The sequence below is a fragment of the Pseudaquabacterium rugosum genome, from assembly GCF_038066575.1.
In the GTDB taxonomy this organism is placed as follows: Bacteria; Pseudomonadota; Gammaproteobacteria; order Burkholderiales; family Burkholderiaceae_C; genus Pseudaquabacterium; species Pseudaquabacterium rugosum.
Window position 1 is genome coordinate 189,011 of sequence record NZ_JBBUTF010000002.1, and the last position, 21,837, is coordinate 210,847.

Annotated in this window: 21 protein-coding genes and 1 pseudogene; 7 read left to right on the forward strand and 15 right to left on the reverse strand. The window is 73.0% G+C overall.

The window, feature by feature from the left end; translation table 11 throughout:
• Window positions 1-10: 10 nt before the first annotated feature.
• Window positions 11-730 carry a glutathione S-transferase family protein gene (locus tag AACH11_RS01455; protein ID WP_341372413.1) on the reverse strand — a complete coding sequence of 240 codons (720 nt, stop codon included), beginning with the start codon at window positions 728-730 and terminating at the stop codon, window positions 11-13.
• 175 nt (window positions 731-905) lie between these two features.
• A complete protein-coding gene (locus AACH11_RS01460) occupies window positions 906-1,874 on the reverse strand; it encodes a LysR substrate-binding domain-containing protein (RefSeq protein WP_341372414.1) in 969 nt (322 codons plus the stop codon).
• A gap of 123 nt (window positions 1,875-1,997) precedes the next feature.
• On the opposite strand from AACH11_RS01460, the gene AACH11_RS01465 reads away from it, so the two are divergent.
• On the forward strand, window positions 1,998-2,558 hold the full coding sequence (locus AACH11_RS01465) for a DUF2917 domain-containing protein (RefSeq protein ID WP_341372415.1): 561 nt from the start codon (window positions 1,998-2,000) through the stop codon (window positions 2,556-2,558).
• 168 nt (window positions 2,559-2,726) lie between these two features.
• Window positions 2,727-3,332: a 5-formyltetrahydrofolate cyclo-ligase gene (locus AACH11_RS01470; RefSeq protein ID WP_341372416.1), complete on the forward strand. Its 606-nt coding sequence runs from the start codon at window positions 2,727-2,729 to the stop codon at window positions 3,330-3,332.
• A gap of 165 nt (window positions 3,333-3,497) precedes the next feature.
• Here AACH11_RS01470 and AACH11_RS01475 read toward each other — a convergent pair whose 3' ends face one another.
• Complete coding sequence (locus AACH11_RS01475) at window positions 3,498-4,124, reverse strand: OmpW/AlkL family protein (protein WP_341372417.1); 627 nt, start codon at window positions 4,122-4,124, stop codon at window positions 3,498-3,500.
• A gap of 306 nt (window positions 4,125-4,430) precedes the next feature.
• Between AACH11_RS01475 and AACH11_RS01480 the strand changes: the two genes are divergently transcribed.
• Both AACH11_RS01480 and AACH11_RS01485 read left to right on the forward strand, forming a co-directional pair.
• Window positions 4,431-4,982: a YbaK/EbsC family protein gene (locus tag AACH11_RS01480; protein WP_341372418.1), complete on the forward strand. Its 552-nt coding sequence runs from the start codon at window positions 4,431-4,433 to the stop codon at window positions 4,980-4,982.
• A gap of 25 nt (window positions 4,983-5,007) precedes the next feature.
• Window positions 5,008-5,202, forward strand: a complete 195-nt coding sequence (locus AACH11_RS01485; RefSeq protein ID WP_341372419.1) for a DUF1289 domain-containing protein — start codon at window positions 5,008-5,010, stop codon at window positions 5,200-5,202.
• A 126-nt stretch (window positions 5,203-5,328) separates the two neighbouring features.
• On the opposite strand, the gene AACH11_RS01490 is transcribed toward AACH11_RS01485, so the two are convergent.
• The gene (locus tag AACH11_RS01490; RefSeq protein ID WP_341372649.1) at window positions 5,329-5,493 is read right to left on the reverse strand and encodes a hypothetical protein; all 165 of its coding nucleotides are present in this window, start codon (window positions 5,491-5,493) and stop codon (window positions 5,329-5,331) included.
• On the opposite strand from AACH11_RS01490, the pseudogene AACH11_RS01495 reads away from it, so the two are divergent.
• From AACH11_RS01495 to AACH11_RS01505, 3 genes and pseudogenes are all read left to right on the forward strand, one after another.
• Window positions 5,423-7,115 (forward strand): annotated as a pseudogene (locus AACH11_RS01495) (MFS transporter). The gene AACH11_RS01490 and the pseudogene AACH11_RS01495 overlap by 71 nt on opposite strands.
• A 114-nt stretch (window positions 7,116-7,229) precedes the next feature.
• Entirely contained in the window at window positions 7,230-7,418 is a 189-nt protein-coding gene (locus AACH11_RS01500; protein WP_341372420.1) for a hypothetical protein, read from the forward strand.
• 130 nt (window positions 7,419-7,548) lie between these two features.
• The gene (locus AACH11_RS01505) at window positions 7,549-7,992 is read left to right on the forward strand and encodes a universal stress protein (protein ID WP_341372421.1); all 444 of its coding nucleotides are present in this window, start codon (window positions 7,549-7,551) and stop codon (window positions 7,990-7,992) included.
• Window positions 7,993-8,048: 56 nt separating this feature from the next.
• On the opposite strand, the gene AACH11_RS01510 is transcribed toward AACH11_RS01505, so the two are convergent.
• The 11 genes from AACH11_RS01510 to AACH11_RS01560 form a co-directional block, all read right to left on the reverse strand.
• Window positions 8,049-8,966 carry a carbohydrate kinase family protein gene (locus AACH11_RS01510; protein WP_341372422.1) on the reverse strand — a complete coding sequence of 306 codons (918 nt, stop codon included), beginning with the start codon at window positions 8,964-8,966 and terminating at the stop codon, window positions 8,049-8,051.
• Window positions 8,967-9,107: 141 nt separating this feature from the next.
• A complete protein-coding gene (locus AACH11_RS01515; protein WP_341372423.1) occupies window positions 9,108-11,891 on the reverse strand; it encodes a DUF3426 domain-containing protein in 2,784 nt (927 codons plus the stop codon).
• Window positions 11,892-12,107: 216 nt separating this feature from the next.
• Window positions 12,108-13,052 (reverse strand): 50S ribosomal protein L11 methyltransferase, encoded by a 945-nt coding sequence (gene prmA / locus AACH11_RS01520; RefSeq protein WP_341372424.1) that lies wholly within the window; start codon window positions 13,050-13,052, stop codon window positions 12,108-12,110.
• 23 nt (window positions 13,053-13,075) lie between these two features.
• Window positions 13,076-14,428 (reverse strand): acetyl-CoA carboxylase biotin carboxylase subunit, encoded by a 1,353-nt coding sequence (accC, locus tag AACH11_RS01525; RefSeq protein WP_341372425.1) that lies wholly within the window; start codon window positions 14,426-14,428, stop codon window positions 13,076-13,078.
• Window positions 14,429-14,453: 25 nt separating this feature from the next.
• Window positions 14,454-14,909, reverse strand: coding sequence for an acetyl-CoA carboxylase biotin carboxyl carrier protein (accB, locus tag AACH11_RS01530; RefSeq protein ID WP_341372426.1), 456 nt, complete (start codon window positions 14,907-14,909; stop codon window positions 14,454-14,456).
• Between the two features lie 386 nt (window positions 14,910-15,295).
• Complete coding sequence (locus tag AACH11_RS01535; protein ID WP_341372427.1) at window positions 15,296-15,898, reverse strand: TlpA family protein disulfide reductase; 603 nt, start codon at window positions 15,896-15,898, stop codon at window positions 15,296-15,298.
• A 163-nt stretch (window positions 15,899-16,061) separates the two neighbouring features.
• The gene (locus AACH11_RS01540; RefSeq protein WP_341372428.1) at window positions 16,062-16,679 is read right to left on the reverse strand and encodes a hypothetical protein; all 618 of its coding nucleotides are present in this window, start codon (window positions 16,677-16,679) and stop codon (window positions 16,062-16,064) included.
• 37 nt (window positions 16,680-16,716) lie between these two features.
• Window positions 16,717-17,538, reverse strand: coding sequence for a transglycosylase domain-containing protein (locus tag AACH11_RS01545; protein WP_341372429.1), 822 nt, complete (start codon window positions 17,536-17,538; stop codon window positions 16,717-16,719).
• A gap of 43 nt (window positions 17,539-17,581) precedes the next feature.
• Window positions 17,582-18,493 carry a shikimate dehydrogenase gene (aroE, locus tag AACH11_RS01550; protein ID WP_341372430.1) on the reverse strand — a complete coding sequence of 304 codons (912 nt, stop codon included), beginning with the start codon at window positions 18,491-18,493 and terminating at the stop codon, window positions 17,582-17,584.
• 62 nt (window positions 18,494-18,555) lie between these two features.
• Window positions 18,556-19,614, reverse strand: a complete 1,059-nt coding sequence (locus AACH11_RS01555; protein WP_341372431.1) for an energy transducer TonB — start codon at window positions 19,612-19,614, stop codon at window positions 18,556-18,558.
• Between the two features lie 77 nt (window positions 19,615-19,691).
• Window positions 19,692-21,767, reverse strand: coding sequence for a ribonuclease catalytic domain-containing protein (locus AACH11_RS01560; RefSeq protein WP_341372432.1), 2,076 nt, complete (start codon window positions 21,765-21,767; stop codon window positions 19,692-19,694).
• Between the last annotated feature and the right edge of the window lie 70 nt (window positions 21,768-21,837).

The window sequence follows — 21,837 nt, forward strand, 5'->3', positions numbered from 1 at the left end:
CGGCCCGGCCTCAGTCCCGCTGGCGGCGGTAGATCTCCTCGCCGGCCAGGAAGTCGTGCTCGGCCAGCGCCTCGGCGACCCAGTCCTGCACCGCCGGATGGGCCCAGACCCGCGCTGCATAGTCGGCTGCCGGCGCCGACAGCGGCAGGCCGTAGCTGCGCACGCGGCTGACGACCGGGGCGTAGAAGGCGTCGGCGATGCTCCAGTCACCGAACAGGAAGGGGCCGCCCGAGCGGGTCAGCGCATCGCACCACATGGCGTCGATGCGCTGCAGGTCGCGCGCCAGCGCCGGATGGGCGGCCAGCAGCTCCGGCCCCATCTCCGGCCGCACGAACTCGATGTTCATCGTGCAGTGCTGGCGCAGCGCGCCGAAGCCGGCGTGCATCTCGGCGCACAGGCTGCGGGCGCGCGCCCGGGCGTGGGCGTCCTGCGGCCACAGGCCGGGATGGCCGGGATGGCCGGGATGGCGCTCGGCCACGGTCTCGGCGATGGCCAGCGTGTCCCACACCGCCTGGCCCGCGTCGTCGACCAGCACCGGCACCCGTCCGGCCGGGCTGAGGCCGGCCATGCGGCGGGCGAAGGCGGAATCCGTTGCCGCGGCGCCCGGGTCCCCGGCGAACTGGTCCATGCGCAGGCGGATCTCCTCGAAGGCGATGCCGGCGGCACGCAGCAGGAGCCAGGCCCGCATGGACCAGGACGAGTAGTTCTTGTTGCCGATCACCAGTTGCATGGGGCCTTCCTCGCGTCGATGGGGGCCCGCGTGGCGGGGGGCGGGCCTGGGACGCCGATTCTGGCGGCGCGGGCCCGGGCGGCGCATGCGCAAAGTGCAGCGCAGCATGCGTGCCGCGCATGAATGACGGCCGCGTGACCGGGCGCGGGTCGCCGCGGCCGCTGGCCGGCCGGGCTCAGTCCGCGGTCTGGCCGAGGGCGCCGCGCGTCAGTGCGCCCTGGTCGCGCACCCAGTCGATGAAGGCCTGCAGCTCGGGCCGCAGGCGCACGCCCGGCAGCGGGATCAGCCAGTAGCTGCCACCGCCGGGCAGGCGGCCGGCCGGACCGAAGGGCTCGACCAGCTCACCGCGTGCCAGCAGGTCGTGCACCAGCGGCAGCCGGGCCAGCGCCACGCCCTGGCCGGCCAGCGCGCCCTGCACCTGCTGGTGCGTGTAGTTGAGGAAGATCCAGCGCCGCGGCTCGACCTGGGCCGCCCCGTGCTGCTGCAGCCAGTGGCGCCAGCTCAGCCAGGCGCTGCTCGGGCGGTGGTCGTCCTCCTCCAGCAGCGCGTGGGCCGCCAGGTCCTCGGCGCGGCGCAGCGGTGGCTGGCTGCCGCTCTGCGTCTGCCAGTGCAGGCCGGGGCTGATCACCGGGGCCAGCACTTCCTCGAACAGCCGCTCGGCATGGGCCGGCACCGACTGCGGGCGGTCATAGCGCAGCAGCAGGTCGACATCGGGGTCGTCCATGTCGGCCAGCTGGTCGTTGGCGCTGATGCGGATGTCGATGTCCGGATGGCGCTGCTGGAAGCCCTGCAGCCGCGGCAGCAGCCACAGCGAGGCGAAGCTGGCGAAGGTGCTGACGTTGACGTGGCGGCGGCCGCGCGCCACGCGGATCTGGCGCACCGAGCGGTCGATGCGGTCGAGGGCCGGCACCACGGCCTGGCGCAGCGCGTCGCCGGCGGCCGTCAGCTCGACGCGGCGCGTGCCGCGGTTGAACAGCGTGGCCCCGAGCTCGGTTTCCAGCGACTTGATCTGGCGGCTGATCGCCGATTGGGTGAGGAACAGCTCCTCGGCCGCGGCGCTGAACGACAGGCGGCGGGCGACGGCCTCGAAGGCCCGCAGACCATCGAGCGAGAGCGGGCGGCGTTGGGCGAGCGGGGCATTCATGCGTGCGGCGCATCAACGAGGGGATGCGTCGTCATTGGACCACAGCGGCCCGCGCCGCGACGATGCCGTCCATGCCGGTCCGGTACCGGCCCGCTCCCCCTGCAACCTCCGCTGGAGACCGCCATGCGTTCCTCGACCCTCCGCCCCTCGACCGCCGGTTCCGCCGCGGCTGCCTCGCGGTCGCTGTCGGTGCCGATCCCGACCGTGCCGTCCGTGCGTGAGCGGATCTGGCGTGATCTGCTGCAGCCGGTGCTGCGCGGCCTCGACCGCGGCGCGGAGCGCCTGGCCTGTGTCGGCGCGGCGGTGCTGGCGGCTGTCGGCGCCCAGGTCCGCGGGGCCACGGTCGATGACCGGCGCGCCTGGGCCGGGCTGCGGGCCGGGCCCGCCCGTGCCGCCGCGTCGGCCCACGGCGGCCTGCAGATGCTCGACGCCGTGCCGCGCGAGCTGTGGCTCGATGGCGCCGTCTCGCTGCAGCCGCGCTGCGATGGCTGGTTGGTGGTGCGCCAGGGCACGGTCTGGCTGACCCGCGGCGACGGGCCGGATGGCGATCTGGTGCTGGACGGCGAGGGCGCGGCCTGGCTGCCCCGCGGCGCCCGGGTGGTGGTCGAGCCCTGGCACCGCGGTGAGCCGGTGCGCCTGGGCTGGGGCCAGCGGGCCGAGGAACCGGGGCAGCCGTCGGCCTGAGGCCTCCGTCCGCTTCAGCGCGGCCAGGCCCGGCCCGGCCCGGAGCCGGCCCCGTCACCGCGCGCCCGCCACGAACCCGGACGCACCGGGCGACGGCCCGGTGCAACAGTCCAGCCCCGTGCTGGACTACCGCCCCCGCCGGGCCCGCGGCGCCGCACAATCGGCGCCATGAGCGACGCCTTCAAGTTCAAGCTCGACCCCCCCCGCGACAAGCCCAGCCTGCGCAAGCAGCTGCAGGCCGAACGCCAGGCGATGGTCGACCGCGCGGTCCGCAGTGACCAGCTCGCGCACGTGTTGCGGGTCTTCCTGGTCACGCGCAAGGAGAGTTGCATCGGCGCCTACTGGCCGATCAAGGGCGAGTTCGACGCCTTGCCCGCGCTCTACCGCTGGACCGAGGGCGAGGCCTTCCGCTCGATCGGCCTGCCGGTGATGAACCGCCAGACCCGGCACCTGAGCTTCCACGTCTGGTACCCGGGCTGTCCGATGGAGGAGGATGCCTACGGCATTCCCAAGCCCAAGGACACCGCCCAGTTCGAGCCCGAGATGCTGCTGGTGCCCTGCGTGGGCTTCGGCCCCGGCGGTGTGCGCCTGGGCTACGGCGGCGGCTTCTATGACCGCACGCTGGCCTCGCTGCAGCCACGGCCCTACACGGTGGGCGTCGGCTATGCGCACGGCTACATCCCCTGGCTGGACGCCGAACCGCACGACATCCCGCTGGACGCGATGCTGACCGAGGATGGCGTGGCCTGGTTGCGCCCCGAGACGGCCGGCTGATCCACCGTCCGGCCGATCCTCGGCCGGACGAAAAAAAGGGCGTCGCCCCGGTCCAGGACCGGGAGGGACGCCCATGCAAGCCGGCGGCTCTCGCCTGCCGCCGGTGTTCTCGTCGCCCGCGACGACGCGGACCGGGCCGCGCGCGGCCCTGTTCAGCTCCGTGGATCAGAAGCGCTTGCCGACGCCGATCGAGAACAGCACCGGGTCGACCTTGAACTTGCCCACGCTCACCTCGTTGGCCAGCACCTTGGTGCCGATCTGCACCTTCTTCACGTCGACGTTGAGCAGATAGCCGTCGAACAGCGGCACGTCCACGCCGGCCTGGATCGCGAAGCCGACGCTGTCACGCTTGAGGTTGACGTCGGCGCTCAGGGCCGTCGAGGCGGCATCCAGATGCACGTCGGAGATGTTGGTGTAGTTGATGCCGGCGCCCACGTACGGACGGAAGCCCGGCAGGCCGGTCACGTGGTACTGGCCCAGCAGGGTCGGCGGCAGGTGCTTGAAGGTGCCGGCGTCGGCGTTCAGGGCGCCCGAGTGCACGGTCTGCTTCTGCGGCACCGTCAGGATCAGCTCGGCGGCGAAGTTGGGCGTCACGAAATAGGTCAGGTCGACCTCGGGCAGCCACTTGTTGTTGATCGTCAGACCCAGGCCGGTGCCGTCCTTGTCGGCCGAGTTCAGGTGGGTGGCGCGCACACGCACGAGGAAGTTGCCGCTGTCCTGGGCGGCGGCGGGGGCGGCGGCCAGAACGGTGGTGGCGGCCAGGGCCAGGGCGGTGAGCAGGCGGGCGGTCATGTCGTTAACTCCGAAGATGAGGCGTGCGGCCGCAGGGGCCGTGGACGTGATTGCACGCCGCGCGGCCTCATCCGGACTTGGTCCCGATCAAGTCGGGCCGGCGATCGGCGCCCTCGTGCGTCCCGGCTTTGACCGGGCGCAAGCCGGCGCGACCGGCCGTGGCGGAGTCGCCACACCGGCGGTGACGTTGGCGCGCCCCTCACGCCCCTCACAATGGCCGGACCTCGGGCCCGCCGCTGTCTGCCGTGCCCGGGTCGTCCTTCCCGCGGGGCCGTGAGCCCTGCCTGCCACCCCGTGCCGATCCCGATGACCGACGTCCCGTCCTCTTCTTCCGCCGTGCCCGACCTCCCTGCCGCGGCCCGTCTGGATCCGCCGCGCCCGGCGGACGGCTTCGAACGCGTGCGCGCGGTGCTGCGTGCCGCCGCACATCCCCATCCGCCACTGTGGCTGGACACGCCGGCGCGCACCTGCGCCGAGGCGGCCGCCGCACTCGGCGTGCGCGAAGGCCAGATCGCCAAGAGCGTGGTGTTCCGCCACCTGGAGCAGCCGCGGGCGGTGCTGGTCATCGCCAGCGGGGATCGCCGGGTCGACGTGGCCAAGGTCGCCGCCCTGGTCGGTCCGGTCGGGCGGGCGGATGCCGCCTACGTGAAGGCGCACACCGGCTTCTCGATCGGCGGCGTCTCGCCGGTCGGCCATGCTGAGCCGCCGCTGCTGCTGCTCGATGCCGATCTGGCCCGCTTCGATGCGATCTGGGCCGCCGCCGGGCACCCGAATGGCGTCTTCCGCGCCAGCATCGACGAGTTGCAGGCGCTCACCGGCTGCCCGCTGTCGGACGTCTGCGAGGACGCGGGTGGCTGAGCCGGAGGGCCGTGGGACGGCGGTCATGTCCGGACCGGCCCCGGCCCTCGCGTCGCCCTGTGTGCGCCGCTGCGGCATCGACGCGCGAGACGGCCTGTGCACCGGGTGTGGCCGCAGCCTGGACGAGATCACCCGCTGGCGCACGATGAGCGATGCCGAGCGCGCGGCGGTCATGTCCGGCCTGGCGGCCCGCCGTCGCGCACGGCCGGTGGAAGGCTGACGCAGACACCCTGCGCCGCGCCCTGGGCCTGCGCTGGGACTTACCCGGCGTGCGGGCTGATTTTCCGCATGGCGGGAAGCGGGCTCCGGGTTGGCCCTGGATCTGTAAGCTTCTGTTGGCTTGGCGTCAGAAATCGGTCAGAGCCCCTGCGAATAGTCGCTTCTGCGTGATGTCCTCTTGCCGGACATCAACATCCCTCGTTGGAACAGGAGACAAAGGCATGGCCACACTTGCGCAGAACGGCGCCCGGGCGACCGCGGCCCCGATGACCAAGGAAGAGAAGAAGGTCATCTTCGCGTCCTCACTCGGCACCGTGTTCGAGTGGTACGACTTCTATCTGTACGGCTCGCTGGCCGTGTTCATCGGCAAGCAGTTCTTCGCCGCACTGGACCCGACGGCGCAGTTCATCGCCTCGCTGCTGGCGTTTGCCGCCGGCTTCATCGTGCGGCCGTTCGGGGCGCTGGTCTTCGGTCGCCTGGGCGACATGATCGGGCGCAAGTACACCTTCCTGGTCACGATCCTGATCATGGGTCTGGCCACCTTCATCGTCGGCATCCTGCCCGGCTATGCCACGATCGGCGTGGCCGCGCCGATCATCCTGGTCGGCCTGCGCATCCTGCAGGGCCTGGCCCTCGGCGGTGAGTACGGCGGTGCCGCGACCTATGTCGCCGCAGGGCCGCCGCGGCGCCTACACGGCCTGGATCCAGACCACGGCGACGCTCGGCCTGTTCCTGTCGCTGATGGTCATCCTCGGCACCCGCACGCTGCTCGGCGAGGAAGCCTTCGCCGCCTGGGGCTGGCGCGTGCCGTTCATCGTCTCGATCCTGCTGCTGGGCATCAGCGTCTGGATCCGCCTGTCGATGAACGAGTCGCCGGCCTTCAAGAAGATGAAGGAAGAGGGCAAGGTCTCCAAGGCGCCGCTGTCGGAATCCTTCGGCCAGTGGAAGAACCTGAAGATCGTGCTGCTGGCGCTGTTCGGCCTGGTCATGGGCCAGGGCGTGGTCTGGTACACGGGCCAGTTCTACGCGCTGTTCTTCCTCGCCAACGTGCTCAAGGTCGACAGCGCGACGGCCAACGTGCTGGTCGCGGTCTCGCTGATCATCGGCACGCCGTTCTTCGTCATCTTCGGCTCGCTGTCCGACCGCATCGGCCGCAAGCCCATCATCCTGGCGGGCATGCTGCTGGCGGTGCTGACCTACTTCCCGCTGTTCAACGCGCTGACCAAGGCCGCCAACCCCGAGCTGGCGGCGGCCCAGGCTGCCGCCCAGATCAGCGTGAAGGCCGATCCGTCGAGCTGCTCGTTCCAGGGCAGCCCGATCGCCCGGGAGGTCGACTTCACCTCGCCCTGCGACATCGCCAAGCGCGCGCTGACCCAGAACTCGGCCAGCTACTCGAACGAGGTCCTGCCGGCCGGTTCGCCGACCGTCATCAAGATCGGTGACAAGGAACTGATCCCGCCGACGGCCACGACCACCGCCGGTGGCCACAAGTTCGACGAAGCCTCGGACAAGGCGATCAAGGCCTTCAAGAAGGAACTGACCGAGACGCTGAAGGCCGCCGGCTATCCGCCCAAGGCCAAGCCGATCCCCTTCATGAGCGGCCAGTGGTGGACCATCGTCGCCATCCTCGCGGTGCTGGTGATCTACGTGACCATGGTCTACGGCCCGATCGCCGCGATGCTGGTCGAGCTGTTCCCGACCCGCATCCGCTACACCTCGATGAGCCTGCCGTACCACATCGGCAACGGCTGGTTCGGTGGCCTGCTGCCGTCGATCACCTTCGCGATGGTGGCCTCCAACGGCAACATGTTCCACGGCCTGTGGTACCCGATCGTGATCGCCAGCGTCTGCTTCGTGATCGGTCTGCTGTTCGTCAAGGAGACCAAGGACGTGGACATCTACGCCCACGACTGAGGCCTGCCGGCGTCACCGGACGGGTGCCACCCGCGCACGTCCGGCCGATGCCTCCCGATCGTGAGGGACGCCGGCGCTCAGGCCGGCGTTCCCGTTCGTGCGCCGCGATGGCGCGTGTTCCATCCCCTGCTGACCCTCGATCCGATCATGTGGAAAATCCTGCTCGCCTTCATCGTCTTCGCCGGTGCGGCCCTGTTCATCCTGAAGCAAGCCGGTGGCGACATCGACATGACGGGCGAGAAGCACGGCGTCGAGACCTCGTCGGAGCATGCCGCTCCGGCCTCTGATGCGGCTTCGCACTGAGACCCTGCACGCATCGGTGTGCGGCCACGGGCCGGACTTGCGCCCGGTCAAGTCCGGTCAGGCCGGCGTCAGCCACAGTGGGGTCCATCGGGGCGCGAGGCGCTCCGCAACCCCCACAGGAGGCTCACGCATGTTCCGTCATCTCTTCGTGCCGGTCGACGGCAGCGAACTCAGTGAACGCGCGATGCGCACGGCCATCGGTCTGGCCGCCAAGCTCGGAGCCCAGGTCACGGCCTTCATCGCCGAGCCTGACACGCCGCTGCCGCAGATCGGCATGGAACTGCGCCGCTACGAGCGTGACACCGAGGCCCACATCGAGCGCACCGACACCCACGCGCGCACGCTGCTGACGCGTTATGAGGTGATGGCCGGCGAATCCGGCGTGCCCTTCAGCGGCGTGCACGACCGCGACAACGGCATCGACCAGGCCATCGTCGAGCAGGCCGAGCGGGCCGGCGCCGACCTGATCGTCATGGGCACGCACACCCGTGGCCGCCTGGGTGAGCTGCTGCACGGCTCGCACACCAAGGCCGTGATCTCGGCCACCCGCATCCCGCTGCTGGCCGTGCACTGAGATCCGGCGCGGCCGCCGCCCGGGCGTCCAGGCGCCCGGTGGCGCGCCGGTCGGCCTCAGGCCGCGGCCAGCAGGGCCGGATCGATGCGGTGGTTCTGGCCCCCGCGCTGGGCGATCTTCAGCGCGCCGATGCGGTTGCCCAGCGCCACGCAGCGCACCAGATCCCAGCCCTGGGACAGCCCGTGCAGCAGCGCGCCGCGGAACGCGTCGCCACAACCGGTCGGATCGACCACCGCCTCGGCCGCCACGCCGGCCACCTTGTGGCACTGGCCGCCTTGCCAGACCTCGCAGCCGTCGGCGCCCAGCGTGACGATCACGCCGCGCAGGTTCGGCCGGCGCGAGAGGTCCTCGATCGTCGTGCCCATGCGCTCGACCAGCATCGCCGCCTCGTAGTCGTTGACGGCGACCCAGCTCGCCTGCTCGACGAAGCGCGTCAGCTCGGCGCCGTCGAACAGCGGCAGGCCCTGGCCCGGATCGAAGATGAAGGGGACGCCGGCGGCGGCCAGCGCCTGCGCGTTGGCGATCATCGCGTCACGGCCGTCCGGCGCCACGATGGCGAGCGTGAAGTCGCCGTGGCGGCTGTCCGGCAGCGGCTGCTCATGGGCCCGCGACATCGCGCCCGGATGGAAGGACGCGATCTGGTTGTTGTCGGCGTCGGTGATGATGTGGCACTGGGCCGTGTACTCGTCGGCCGTGCGCAGCAGCAGCGAGGTGTCGACGCCCCAGCCCTCGATGCGCGCGACGTAGTCGGCGCCGTCATTGCCGATGGCCGCCTTGATCGCGCCGCGGCTGCCCAGCTGGGCCAGCGTGTAGGCGATGTTGCCGGCACAGCCGCCGAACTCGCGGCGCATCGTCGGCACGAAGAAGGACACGTTCAGGATGTGCACCTTGTCGGCCATGATCTGCTGCGCGAAGCGGCCATGGAAGTTGGTGATGGTGTCGAACGCGAGCGAACCGCAGATCAGGACGGACATGGGCGGGAGGCCGCGCGCGGGCGCGGCTGGGGCGAGGGCAGGGGCCGCCCGCGGTGGCGAGGCGGCGGCGATCGGCGGCAGGGCCGGCGGACAGCGAGGGCGCGATTGTCGGGCCGCGTGCGGCCCGCCGCGCGGCCCGGCTCAGGGGTAGAACAGGTCGAGCGCGTAACCGTCGACGTTATGCCCACCGGTCGACAGCAGACCGCGCAGGCGCAGCTCGCCGCCGGCCGGCACGGCCGCGTCGGCTGCCTGTTCGAAGGCGTCGGGCGGCAGCACCTTGCGGGCGATCAGCCGACCCTGGGCGTCGGTGAGGTTCAGCTCGATGGCGGGCAGGCGGGCGGCCGTGTCGCCACGGTTGTGCACGGCCAGCTCCAGGCGGTGCAGGCTGCTGTACTCGATGCGGGTCAAGGCGGAATGCTCGATGCCCAGGGCGCTGATGTGGCGCAGCGGGTCGACCCGACAGCCGTCGAGCGCGCACAGCTGTTGCAGCGCCGGGCGCAGCACCGGCCATTGCGTGGCCAGCGGATCACGCCACAGCAGGGCGGCCTGGCCGACGGCCGCCGCACCCAGCACGCCGACGCCGACCGCACCCAAGGTCCGCCACAGCGGATGGCGGCGCGGCGGCGGCGGCCGCATCGCCTCGCGCAGGAAGGCCGGCGAGGGCTCATCCAGCGACAGGTCGAGCTCGACGGCGGGGCGCGGCAGGGGTTCCGGGGCCGATGCGGTGTCGTCGGGCCATGGCGCGGCCCGGTTCTCGCCATCCGGTGCGGCCGGCGGCTCGTCGCGCAGCCGCACGCTGGCCGCCGCCTGGCGCCAGGATGGCGTGTCGTCCTCGGGGGCCGCCGTGTCCGCCCAGTCGCGCGGCGGGGCACTGGTGGCGTCGTCCAGGACATCGGCGGCGGCCGTGGGGTCTGCCGTCGTGGCCAGGGCCGCCGCGGGGGCGGGCGGCGCCGTGGTGGCGTCATCGGCATCGGGCTCGGGCTCGGGCTCGATGCCCGTGGCCGGCAGCGGATCGTCCGTGCCGTCGGGCGCGTGATCCGGCGTGGTCCGGGCGCCGGCCTCGATCGCCCCGGTCGCGGGGGATGCGGCGGGGGGGGATGATGCGTCCGGGGCGTCCGGGGCGTCCGGGGCGTCCGCGAGGTATGGCGTGACCTGCGCCGGCACGGCGGATGCCCGCGCGGCGGCCGTCGCGTCCACCGGGTCATCGACGATCTGATCCGGCGCTCGGTCCGCGTCGGCGTCCGGCTCCGGCTCCGGCTCCGGCTCCGGTGCTGTTCTCGCGGCCTGCTCCGGCTCCGGCCCGCGTGCGTCGGCGAGCGGCTGGGCGAGCCCGTGCGCGATCGACCCGGCCGTGGTGACCGGCTCGGGCAAGGCGTCGGCCCCGGCGCCCGGCCGTGCGCTGGTGAAGCCTTCGGTGATGTCGGCGACCGCGCCAGGACCGTCGGCGCCCGGGACCAGCGCCGACGGGGGCGCCTGCAGCAGCTCGCTCCAGTCGGGCAGATCGGACAGCGACATCAGCTCGGGGGCGGGCGCCGCGGGCTCATCGGCCGCCGCCGGTGGGCCGACCGGAGGGGTGTCGGTGGGCGCGGCAGCGCCGGCATCGGTGGCGGGCGGGGGCCGATCGGCCGTGCCGCCCGGGGCTGGCGACCCGGCGATGGGCGTGGGGGCGTCGGCCGGTTCCGCGGGCGGGATGTCCGCGGTGGGGGCGAGCCACGATGGCAGGGCGGCCGGCAGATCCTGCGGCCCTGCGGCGTCCGGCGTGTCTGGCCTGGCGTCCGGCGTGTGGTCCGGCGTGTGGTCCGGCGTGTCCGATGGGGGCGTCGGATCGGTGGCCGCGGCGGGCGCTCCGGCCGGCTCGGGTTCCGGCGGCAGCGTCGGTGCGCCGTGCTCACGCAGCAGGCGCACGTCGGGGGCGTCCAGCGTCGGTTCCAGCACGGCGCGGGCGGCCGGTGAGGGCAGCGGTCGCTGGCGCCGCCAGGGCGCGATCAGGCGGCTGACGAGGCCGGTCGGGCGCGGCGTCGTCAGGGGCGTCGTGGGCTCCGGCAGTTCGTCGAGCGTGTCGCTGGCGGGGCGGGTGTCCTCGTCGACGGCCGCCGCCTGGCGCAGCAGGCGGGCGATCTCCGGATCGTGGGCGGTCGCCGCCGTGCCGTAGAACTCGGGCCCGGGCCGCTCCATCGTGCTGTCGACGCCGAAATCGGCGGCGGCGGCGCGGCGTTGGCGTTCGCGCAGATGGGCGTTCCAGTCGATGTCCGGCGCCGGTTCGGGCGAGGCCGGGGCGGCTGCCGCAGCGGTTCCGGCCACCGTGGGCGATGCCGCGGGACGCGCGACGTCCGGCGTCGGAGCGTCGGGCCGGGCGGACGCGCTGTCCGGCGTGGCGAGGTCCTGCTGGCCGGGGGCCGGCCCGGGCGTCTCGGGGGCTTCGGGCGGCGGCGCTGCCGCGACCGGCGGTGCAGATGGGGCAGGTGGTGCCGGTGGGCGCGGGTCGGTGCTGCGCCGGTACATCGGCGGGGCGGCGGACGGATCGGCCGGCGCCTGTCCGGCCGCCGGCGTGGCGCGGTCGTCCGTCTCCGGCGCGGGCAGACCCGACCGGGCCGGTGGGGCCGTGCGTGATGCGGGCGAGGCGATCGAGGCGGTCGAGGTGGTCGAGGTGGTCGAGGTGGTCGGGGCGGCCCCCGCGGCGGCAGCGGCCGTGTCACCGGCCAGGCGAGGATCGCCCGGCCCGACCGGCACGGCCTGTTCGAGCCAGGTCGGCGACAGCTCGTCGAGGACGACCGGGTGGCCGCGTTCGATGTCGAACAGCGTGGCCGTGGCATCGAAGACGGCGTCGCAGCGGCCACAGCGCACGAGGCCGTTGGACACGCGCAGCTGATCGGGGACGACGCGGAAGACGGTCGCGCAGTGGCTGCAGCGGGTGGCGAGCATCATGGCGCGACGATCCCTGCGGCCGGGTGGGCCGTCCGTGCGCCGGTGCCCGGGCGGGCGCCGATGGCGGAGGCGATGTTGGCGGATGCACGGCCGCGACGCGGCGACGGCAGAGGCGGCCGCGCCGCGGATGGGCGGCGTGCGGCACGACAGCAGAAGACCCTCGACATGGGCGTGATGATGGCATGAGCCGGCCCACGCACCATCGCGGTCGTCTCCTCAGGCTGCCGGTGTGGCGCTGCCGTGCGGGCGTTGCGCCGTCATCAGGATCCAGCCGTCCTCCTGGTCGCTCACGTCGAGCGTCAGCCAGGGGGCGTAGGCGGCCTTGAGCTCGTCGGCCTGGCGCTCCAGGATGCCCGCCAGCACGAGGTGTCCGCCGGCGGCCACATGGCCGGCCAGCAGCGGGGCCAGCAGCTTCAGCGGCGTGGCCAGGATGTTGGCCAGCACCAGCGGGTACTCGCCGTGGGCCAGTGCGCCCTGGGCATCGCGGGCATCGGGCAGGCCGGCGCGCAGCTGCACGCCATTGGCCTGGGCGTTGTCGTTCGTCGCGGTGACGGCGGACGGGTCGATGTCGACCGCCTCGATGCCGCGTGCGCCATGCAGGGCCGCACCGATGGCCAGGATGCCCGAGCCGCAGCCGTAGTCCAGCACGCGGTCCCAGCCGGCGGCCAGCGCCGGAGCCTGGCGGGCGGTCCAGCGCAGGCACATGCGGGTCGTCGGATGGGTGCCGGTGCCGAAGGCCAGGCCCGGATCCAGACGGATCACCTGACGCGCCTGTTCAGGGGCCTCGTGCCAGCTCGGCACGATCCAGAACTCGGGCGTGATCTCGACCGGGGCGAACTGGCTCTGCGTCAGCCGCACCCAGTCGGCATCGGCGACCTCGCGCAGCGCGAGGATCTCGAGCTGGTCGGCGAAGTCCTGTGCCATCAGCAGGGCCGCGGCCTCGGTGGCCTGGGCCTCCTGCTCGAACAGCGCCGTCAGCTCGCTGCGCTGCCAGCCGTCCTTGGGCGCCGGCATGCCGGGCTCACCGAACATCGCCTGCTCGTCGGTCGTGCCGGCGTCGGCATCGGCCACCGACACGCTGAGCGCATCGCACTCACCCGTCAGGGCCTCGCTCAGGGGCTCGACCAGCGCCTCGGGCAGGCGCAGCACCAGTTCATGCATCGTCGCGGTCTCCGGCCGTCACGTCAGCGCTTCTTGCGCTCTTCCATCCAGCCTTCGAGGTAGTGGATGCTGGTGCCGCCATCGATGAACTTGGCGTCGGCCATCAGTTCACGGTGCAGCGGGATGTTGGTCGAAATGCCCTCGACCACGGTTTCCGACAGGGCGGTGCGCATGCGGGCCAGGGCCTGCTCGCGGGTGTCGCCGTGCACGATGATCTTGCCGATCATCGAGTCGTAGTTCGGCGGCACCATGTAGTTGGTGTAGGCGTGGGAGTCCACGCGCACACCCGGGCCACCCGGCGGATGCCACATCGTGATGCGGCCCGGCGACGGGGTGAACTTCCACGGATCCTCGGCGTTGACCCGGCACTCGATGGCATGGCCACGCATCTGGATCTGGCGCTGCGTGAACGGCAGCTTCTCGCCGTGGGCGATGCGGATCTGCATCTGCACGATGTCGATGCCGGTGACCAGCTCGGTCACCGGGTGTTCGACCTGCACGCGCGTGTTCATCTCGATGAAGTAGAACTCGCCGTTCTCGTACAGGAACTCGAAGGTGCCGGCACCGCGGTAGCCGATCTTCTTGCACGCGGCCGCGCAGCGGTCACCGATCTTCTCGATCACGCGGCGCGGGATGCCCGGTGCCGGCGCCTCCTCGATCACCTTCTGGTGGCGGCGCTGCATCGAGCAGTCGCGCTCGCCCAGCCACACCGCGGTGCGGTGGGTGTCGGCCAGGATCTGGATCTCGACGTGGCGCGGGTTCTGGAGAAACTTCTCCATGTAGACGGCCGGATTGCCGAAGGCCGAGCCGGCCTCCGACTTGGTCATCGTCACCGCGTTGAGCAGGGCGGCCTCGGTGTGGACCACCCGCATGCCGCGGCCGCCACCGCCACCGGCGGCCTTGATGATGACCGGGTAGCCGATCTGGCGCGCGATCTGGACGATGGCCTTCGGGTCATCGGGCAGCTCGCCGTCGGAGCCCGGCACGCAGGGCACGCCCGACTTGATCATGGCCTGCTTGGCCGCGACCTTGTCGCCCATGATGCGGATCGACTCGGGCGTCGGGCCGATGAAGGTGAAGCCGCTCTTCTCGACGCGCTCGGCGAAGTCGGCGTTCTCGCTCAGGAAGCCGTAGCCGGGGTGGATGGCCTCGGCATCGGTGACCTCGGCCGTCGAGATGATCGCCGGCATGTTGAGGTAGCTCTGGCCGGACGGGGCCGGGCCGATGCACACCGCCTCGTCGGCGAGCTTGACGTACTTGGCCTCGCGGTCGGCTTCGGAGTAGACGACGACGGACTTGATGCCCATCTCGCGGCAGGCGCGCTGGATGCGCAGCGCGATCTCGCCGCGGTTGGCGATCAGGATCTTCTTGAACATGCTGTGCGTGGCAGGAAGCCGTGCGTCACTCGATGATGAACAGGGGCTGGCCGTACTCGACCGCCAGACCGTTCTCGACCAGCACCTTGGTGATCGTGCCGGACTTGTCGGCCTCGATCTCGTTCATGATCTTCATCGCCTCGATGATGCAGATCGCCTGGCCTTCCTTGACCTGCTGGCCGACCTCGCCCAGCGGCTTGGCGCCCGGGCTGGAGGCGCGGTAGAAGGTGCCGACCATCGGGCTCTTGACGGCGTGACCGGTCGGGGCGGCTTCGGCGGCAGGGGCGGCGGCCGGTGCGGCCACGGCGGCCGGCGCGGCGACCACGGTGGTGGCCTGCGGCGCGGCCATCATCACCGGCATCGCGGTCTGGGCGCCTGCCTTGACGATGCGCACCTTGCCCTCGGCTTCGGTGATCTCGAGTTCGGAAATGCTCGATTCGGACACCAGGTCGATCAGGGTCTTGAGCTTGCGCAGGTCCATGGGGCAGGTACTCCTCACGTGGGGCCGCGGTGGATCGTGGGGCGGCCGGCGCGGCCACCCCGTTCCGGATGCCGGTCCGGCGGCGTGCTCGCGGCACGCATCACCGGCCGTGCGGACCGCGGCATGTGTTGGTCAAGGTCGCTCCGGGACACCGGGCCCGTGACCGCATGCCCCGCGGCGCAGGGCCGTGAAGACGGTCCTGCAGGGGCATCGGCGACGGAGCGACGCGCGAAGGCCGGCCATTGTGTCACAGCCTGTCGCGCTTTCCGCGGCTGTGGAACCCGTGCGACATCAACGCAGCTTGGCTGCGGATCGGCTATAGATCGGCGGCAGATCGGCGCAGATCGCCCAAAGTGGGTGGAACGCCGCGTGCCACCCGCCTGCGCTCAGGCCGCGCCGACGGCGCGCGCCCAGGCCTGCAGGTCGGCCGCCGAGGTCTCACCCAGGCGCCGTTCGACGACGCGCCCGTCCCCGTCGAGCAGCACGCTGTAGGGCAGCGCACCCTGGGCGTTGCCGAGCGCGCGCATCAGCTCGCTGCCGTCCAGCCCGGCCAGGCCGACCGGCAGGCGCACCGGATGGCGGCCGATGAATTCGCGGACCGGCCCGGGGCCGTCGATGGCCAGCGCGATCACGCCGACGGCGCGTTCGGACCGCGCGGCGCGCGCCTGCTGCTGCAGGTGGAACTGGTCGAAGGCCGGCAGCTCGCGCACACAGGGCGGACACCAGGTCGCCCAGAAGTTCAGCAGCAGCGGCTGGCCGCGCCAGTCGGCCAGCGCCAGTTCGCGGCCGTCCGGGCGGGCCACGCGCAGGGCCCACAGGCTGTCGGGCGCGCGGTCGCCGCCGCTGTCACCGGCGGGCGGGGCCGCGGTGTGCCAGACCAGGCCGCCGGCCAGCGCGGCCACGCCCGCGGCACCGGCGTACAGAAGGTGACGGCGGCGGTGAGGGCGACCGTGGGGGGCGGTGGGCGGTGCGTGCGGAGCGTCGGACATGGCGGGGCGTCGTCGAGCGATGCGTGGCGGCGGAACAGGAGGGTCTGAGCGGCGCGGGGCGGGCGAGTTCACGGTGCGGGCGGGCCGGCAGGCGCCACCGGCCCGCCATCGGCTCCGGCCGTGGCCGGTGTCACGTCGGTGTCATGCCTGGGCCCCCGGGGCTTCAGGCGTCGGCGCTGTCCGGCGTGTCCTGCAGCAGGCGGTGGAGCGCGGCCAGATCGCCGCGCCAGGTCCGTCCCCGGACGTCGGGCTTGAGCGCGCCGCGCAGATCGTCGAGGTCGAGCACGCTCAGGTGCAGCGGGATGTGTTCGCCCAGCGTCGTGCAGCGCACCGCCATCGTCAGCACGTCCACCGGCTCCGGGCCGCCGCGCGGATGCGGTCGCTGGCCGACGTCGAAGTCCACGCCACGGTTGATCAGCGCGATCTCGGCCGACTTCGGGTCGTCGCAGTAGAGCTCGATGTGCAGCGCGCTCAGCCGCGTCGCGGTGCCGCGCCAGACAGCGCCGGCCAGGTGCGGGCGGAACTCCTGCAGCCGCTCCATCCAGCGCACGGCCAGCTCGCGCAGCGCCAGCAGTTCGGCCGGCTGGGTGTCGGCATGGAACAGCGCCAGCAGCTCGCGCACGGCCTCCTCGACCTGCTCGTTGGGCGGCAGCTCGCCGTGACGGGCGCCCTGGCGGCCGAGCTGGCGCTGGGCCTTGCGCTTGGCCGCCGCGTATTCCAGCCCCTCGTCGACGACGAGTTGCGCGGCGGCGGCGGCGAGTTCGGCGGTGTGGTGGTTCATCGGCCGATGATGGCGCAGGACGCGGCGGCGTGCCGGCTCAGGGCAGCTCGACCGCGCCCATGCGGGCGGTGATGGTCGCCGCGCGGCTGGCCAGATAGCCGGAGCCGAAGCGTTTCTGGAAGCGGCGCGGGGCCGGCAGCAGCACCGCCAGCCGGGCCGCCTGGCCGGGCCCCAGGCGGCCGACGTCGCTGCGGAAGTACAGCTGGGCGGCGGCCTGGGCGCCGAAGACGCCCTCGCCGAATTCCACGCTGTTGAGGTAGATCGTCAGGATGCGGCGCTTGTCCAGCAGCGCCTCCAGCGCGAAGGTCAGCAGGAACTCCTGGGCCTTGCGCAGGGCGGTGCGCTCGGGCGACAGGAACAGGTTCTTGGCCAGCTGTTGGGTGATGGTCGAGCCGCCGACGACCTTGGCCACCTTGACCGGCGCCGGAGCGGACGGGGCGCTCTGGCCGCGCCGGGCGGCGCGCTCGGCCCGCTGTTCGGCCAGGGCCTGGGCGCGCGCGTTGGCCCGTGCCGCGACCTCGGCCGCGCGCTGGTTGCGTTCCCAGGCCGATTCCAGCGCGTCCCATTCGACGCCGCTGTGGTCGGCGAAGCCGGCATCCTCGCTGGCGATGACCGCGCGCTGGATGGGCTTGCCCAGGGCGTCCGCGTCGACCCATTCCTGGCGCCAGGGCGGGCTGTCGGCGGTGCTCAGCAGGCGCCAGCCCTCGCTGCGCTGGAAGGTCGTCGACTGCGGATCGATCCAGGCCATCAGCGCGATGCGCAGCACGAACCACAGCTGCAGCGCGACCAGCGCCAGCAGCAGCAGCGCCAGCAGGCGCAGCAGCTGGCTGCGCCAGGACAGGGGCGGGGCGGTGGCCATCGGCGGCGGGGGCGTGGACGCGTGGGCGGTGGACGGCCCGGCTTCAGGCCTGGGCGGCGAGCCGCTCGCGCAGCGCCTGCAGCACCGGCAGTGGATCCGGGCGCACACCGCGCCACAGCGCGAAGGCCTCGGCAGCCTGGAACACCAGCATGCCCAGGCCGTCGCGGCCACGTGCGCCATGGGCCTGGGCCCAGTCCAGGAAGGGGCGGGCGGCGGCGCCGTACATCATGTCGATGGCCAGGGCCCCGGCGCCCAGCACCTGCGGGCCGACCGGCACGCCGGCGCCGCCCAGGCTGCTGGCGCTGCCGTTGATGACGATGTCGTAGCCCTCGCCGGCGGCGTCCAGCGCGGTCGCGCGCAGCGTGCAGCGGTGGGCCTCGGCCAGCGCCGCGTGGCGTGCGACCAGGGCGTCGGCCTTGTCCACCGTGCGGTTGGCCAGCGTCAGCTCGGCCGCGCCGGCCTCCAGCAGCGGGCCCAGCACGCCGGCGGCCGCACCACCGGCGCCGATCAGCAGCACGCGCCGGCCCGTCACCGGCGTGCCGGCGGCCTCGGTGATGTCGCGCAGCAGGCCGATGCCGTCGCTGTTGTCGGCCAGCCAGCCGTCGGCGTCGAAGCGCAGCACGTTGGCGGCCTGGGCCAGCGCGGCGCGTGGCGTGGCGCGCGCGGCCAGCGCCAGCACCTCGAACTTGAACGGCACGGTGATGTTGCAGCCGCGCGCCGGGCCGGCGCCGGCCGGTGCGCCGCGGCCGGCGGCGAAGTCGCGCACCGTGGCGGCGAAGGCGTCCAGCGGGCTGTCGAGCCGGTCATAGACCAGGCGCTGGCCGCAGGCGCGTGCGAACTCGGCGTGGATGAACGGCGACTGGCTGTGGGTGACCGGATGGCCGATCACCACGTAGCGGTCGGCGCCATCGGCAGGGTGGGCGGCGGAGGTCGGGGCGGACGATGCAGGGCTCACGGCGGAGAGGGCGCCCGGCGGCGGGCGGTGCGCGAAGGAGAGGACAAGGGGGGCGGCGGCCGTCAGGGGCGTGCCGCCGGCGTCGGTGCGTTCTGGCGGCCGGCCGCGGCGGTCGGGGCGGCGGCTTCGGCGCCGGTGCTCAGCGTGGTTTCCAGCCCGTCGTCGCGGGTGAAGCGGAAGCGCGAGGTGACGACGATCTGGTCGGCATCGCGCAGCATGGCGGCGGTGAACGGGCCGAAGGGCGCGGCCGCGCGCACGATGGCCAGCGCGCGCTGGTCGAGCAGGCGCTGGCCGGAGCTGCGCAGCACCTCGGCCTCCAGCACCTGGCCGAGGGCGTCGATGGTCAGGTTCATCGTCAGCTCGCCGTAGAGCTTGCGGCCCTGGTGGACGGGGAAGTCGCGGGTGCCGCGCTCCTCGATGCGGCGGCGCAGGCCGTCGTAGTAGACGGCGTAGGCGGCCTCGCGCGTGGCCGGGCCGACGTAGCGGCGCCGCGGCTGCTCGCTGTGCTCGTTGATGCGCTTCTCGATCTCGGCCAGGCGGTCGAGCAGCTGGCGCCGGTGCTCTTCCTGGTCGGCCTGGCGCGGGTCGCCGGCCAGGCGCTGCGGATCGGGCGGCGGCAGCAGCGCGATCTCGCGCCGGATCATCGCCAGCATCTGCTGCTGCTGGGCCTGCAGCGAGTCCACCCGGCGGTGGGCATCCTCGGGCGCGTCGCCGACCTGGGCGGTCGGCGAGGCCACCAGCGGGGAGGTCGCCCGGCCCTCGCGGGCCTCCCCGCCGCCGTCCAGATCGGCCTGGGCGATGGCCCGGGCCTGGGCCGGCGCCTGCGGGCTGCGGGCATTGACCAGGATGACGGCCAGCGCCGGGTCCTTGAACGCGCGCTCGAAGCCCTGCGGGTCGATCGTGTGCCAGCCGAGCAGGGCCGCGTGCACCACGGCCGAGGCCAGCAGCGCGCCCTGCAGCACGCTCGGCCGCCAGCGCCGCAGCGCGGCCCATCGGCCGCTGGATCCGCCGCCAGCCCCACCCGCGCCGCCAGCCCCGCCCGCGCCGCGGGCCCCGGGCGGGCCGCCGGCCGGAGCGGCCTGCAGCCAGGCGATGCGGGACGGGTCGATCGAGGGGCTCATCTCGGTGCGCGGGGCGGGGTACGGCGCGGGTGCCGTGGGGGGCTCGGAGGGTGTGCCGGCTGTGGCAGGGGGCGGCCTCAGGCCGCGGGTGCGGCCGGGGCGGCCGGCGCCGTCGGCGCATCGGCCGGTGGGGCCTCGGCATCGCCGAGGTCGATCGCCAGCGCCAGCGGGCTGGCCGCGGCGGCGTCGATCTCCTCGTCGTCACCAGCGTCGGCCGGTGCGTCGATCTCGTCGTCGAGCAGGGTCTGCAGGCTGGCGTGCAGGTCCAGCGTCAGCAGGTCGACGCCGGTCACGCGCACCCGCACCCGGGTGCCGCGCGCCAGCGGCTCACAGCCGAGCGCGCGGAAGACCAGCGGCAGCGTGTCGGCACGCACCAGACCGTCCTTGAGCACCGCGGCATCCAGCTCGGTGATCGCCTGCTGCTGCAGCCAGCGCAGCGTCCAGAAGCGTTCGATGTCGCGCTGGAAGTCGTTGTAGGCGCCGTAGGCCCCGTCGAACGACGAGATGATGGCGAACAGCGAGGCGTCCTTGGGCTTGAACGGCGCGGCCAGCGCGGCGGTCTTGCCATGGCGGGCCACGGCGATGATCTGCCACTGGTTGACCATGTCGACATAGCGCCGCAGCGGCGAGGTGGCCCAGGTGTACTGCGCGACGCCCATGCCGGCGTGCGGCGCGGCCTTGGTGCCCATGCGCACCTTGATGCCGGGCGCCAGGCTGGCCTGGCTGCGGTAGATGCCGGGCACGCCGTGCTCGGCCAGCCAGCCGCCCCAGTGGCTGTTGGCCAGGATCATCGCCTCGCTGACGATCAGGTCCAGCGGCGCGCCGCGGCGGCGTTCGCTGATCTGCACCTGTTCGGCGCCGGTGGGCTCGGTGCCGAGGGCGGCGGCGCCGTCGGCATCGACCAGACGGAAGGTGTAGTCCGGCCGGTTGAAGGTCTCGGGCTTGCCGCGCACCACCTCGCGCTGGGCCTTCAGATGCCGGGCCAGCCGGAAGCAGAAGGCCAGTTCGGGCGCGAAACGGTAGTCGGCCACCGCCTCGCCGGTCAGCGAGGCCTCGGTGACGTCGGCGTCGAGCTGGTCGTGGCGCAGGTTGGCGGCGATCGGCACGCGTTCGATCACGGTGCGCGCGCTCTTGAGCGCCAGCGTCGCCTCGTCGAAGGTGAAGTAGACGCTGACGGCCGGGCAGTCGCGGCCCTCGTCCAGCGTGTAGGCCTGCACCACCTCGTCGGGCAGCATGGTGATCTTCCAGCCCGGCATGTAGACGGTCGACAGCCGGTCGCGCGCGACCTTGTCGACCGGCGAATCCGGCGCGATGGCCAGGGCCGGTGCGGCGATGTGCACGCCGTAGACGACCTCACCCGAGCCGAGCCCGGTGACCGACAGCGCGTCGTCGATCTCGGTGGTCAGCGAGTCGTCGATCGAGAAGGCCTGCACCGCGGCCAGCGGCAGCTCGTCGGCGATGGCCGGCGCGGCCAGCGGCGGGAAGCCCGGGCCCTTGGGGAAGACCTCGAACAGGAAGCGCCGCCAGTGGAACTGGTAGGGGCTGTCGATCGCCCCGGCGCCCTGCAGCAGCGCCAGCGGCGCCTGCTGGGTGCGGCGTGCGGCCTCGACCACGGCCTTGTACTCGGCGCCGTTCTTGTCGGGCTTGAACAGGATGCGGTAGAGCTCCTGGCGCACCGGCGCCGGGCAGGTGCCGGTGGCCAGTTCGGCGGCCCAGGCCTCGATCTGGGCGGCGACCTGTGCCTTGCGCTCGATGGCGGCCAGCGCGGCCTTGACCGTCTCCTCGGGCGCCTTCTTGTAGAGGCCCTTGCCGGCGCGGCGGAAATAGTGCGGCGCCTCGTGCAGCTTCAGCAGCATGGCGGCCTGCTGCTCGGCGCCGGCGCTGGCCGAGAAGTAGTCGCGGGCCAGATCGGCCGGGCCGAACTCGCCCTCGGGCGCGAACTCCCAGGCCAGGTCGAGGTCGATCTCGGTGGCCAGCGTGGCCGCCGACGCCAGCAGCGCCGAGGGCTCGGGCTTGGCGAAGCGCAGCAGCACATGGGCGGCCTTGACCTTGACCCGTTTGCCGGATTCAAGCTCGACCTGCAGCGAGGCATCGGCTTCGGACATCACACGGCCGGCGAGGAATTTGCCGGCGTCGTCAAACAGAACGTACATGGTCGAGCGGATCGGAACGACCTGCGATTGTCACCGCAACGCGCGCCGTGGTGCGCCGCGACAATCGGGG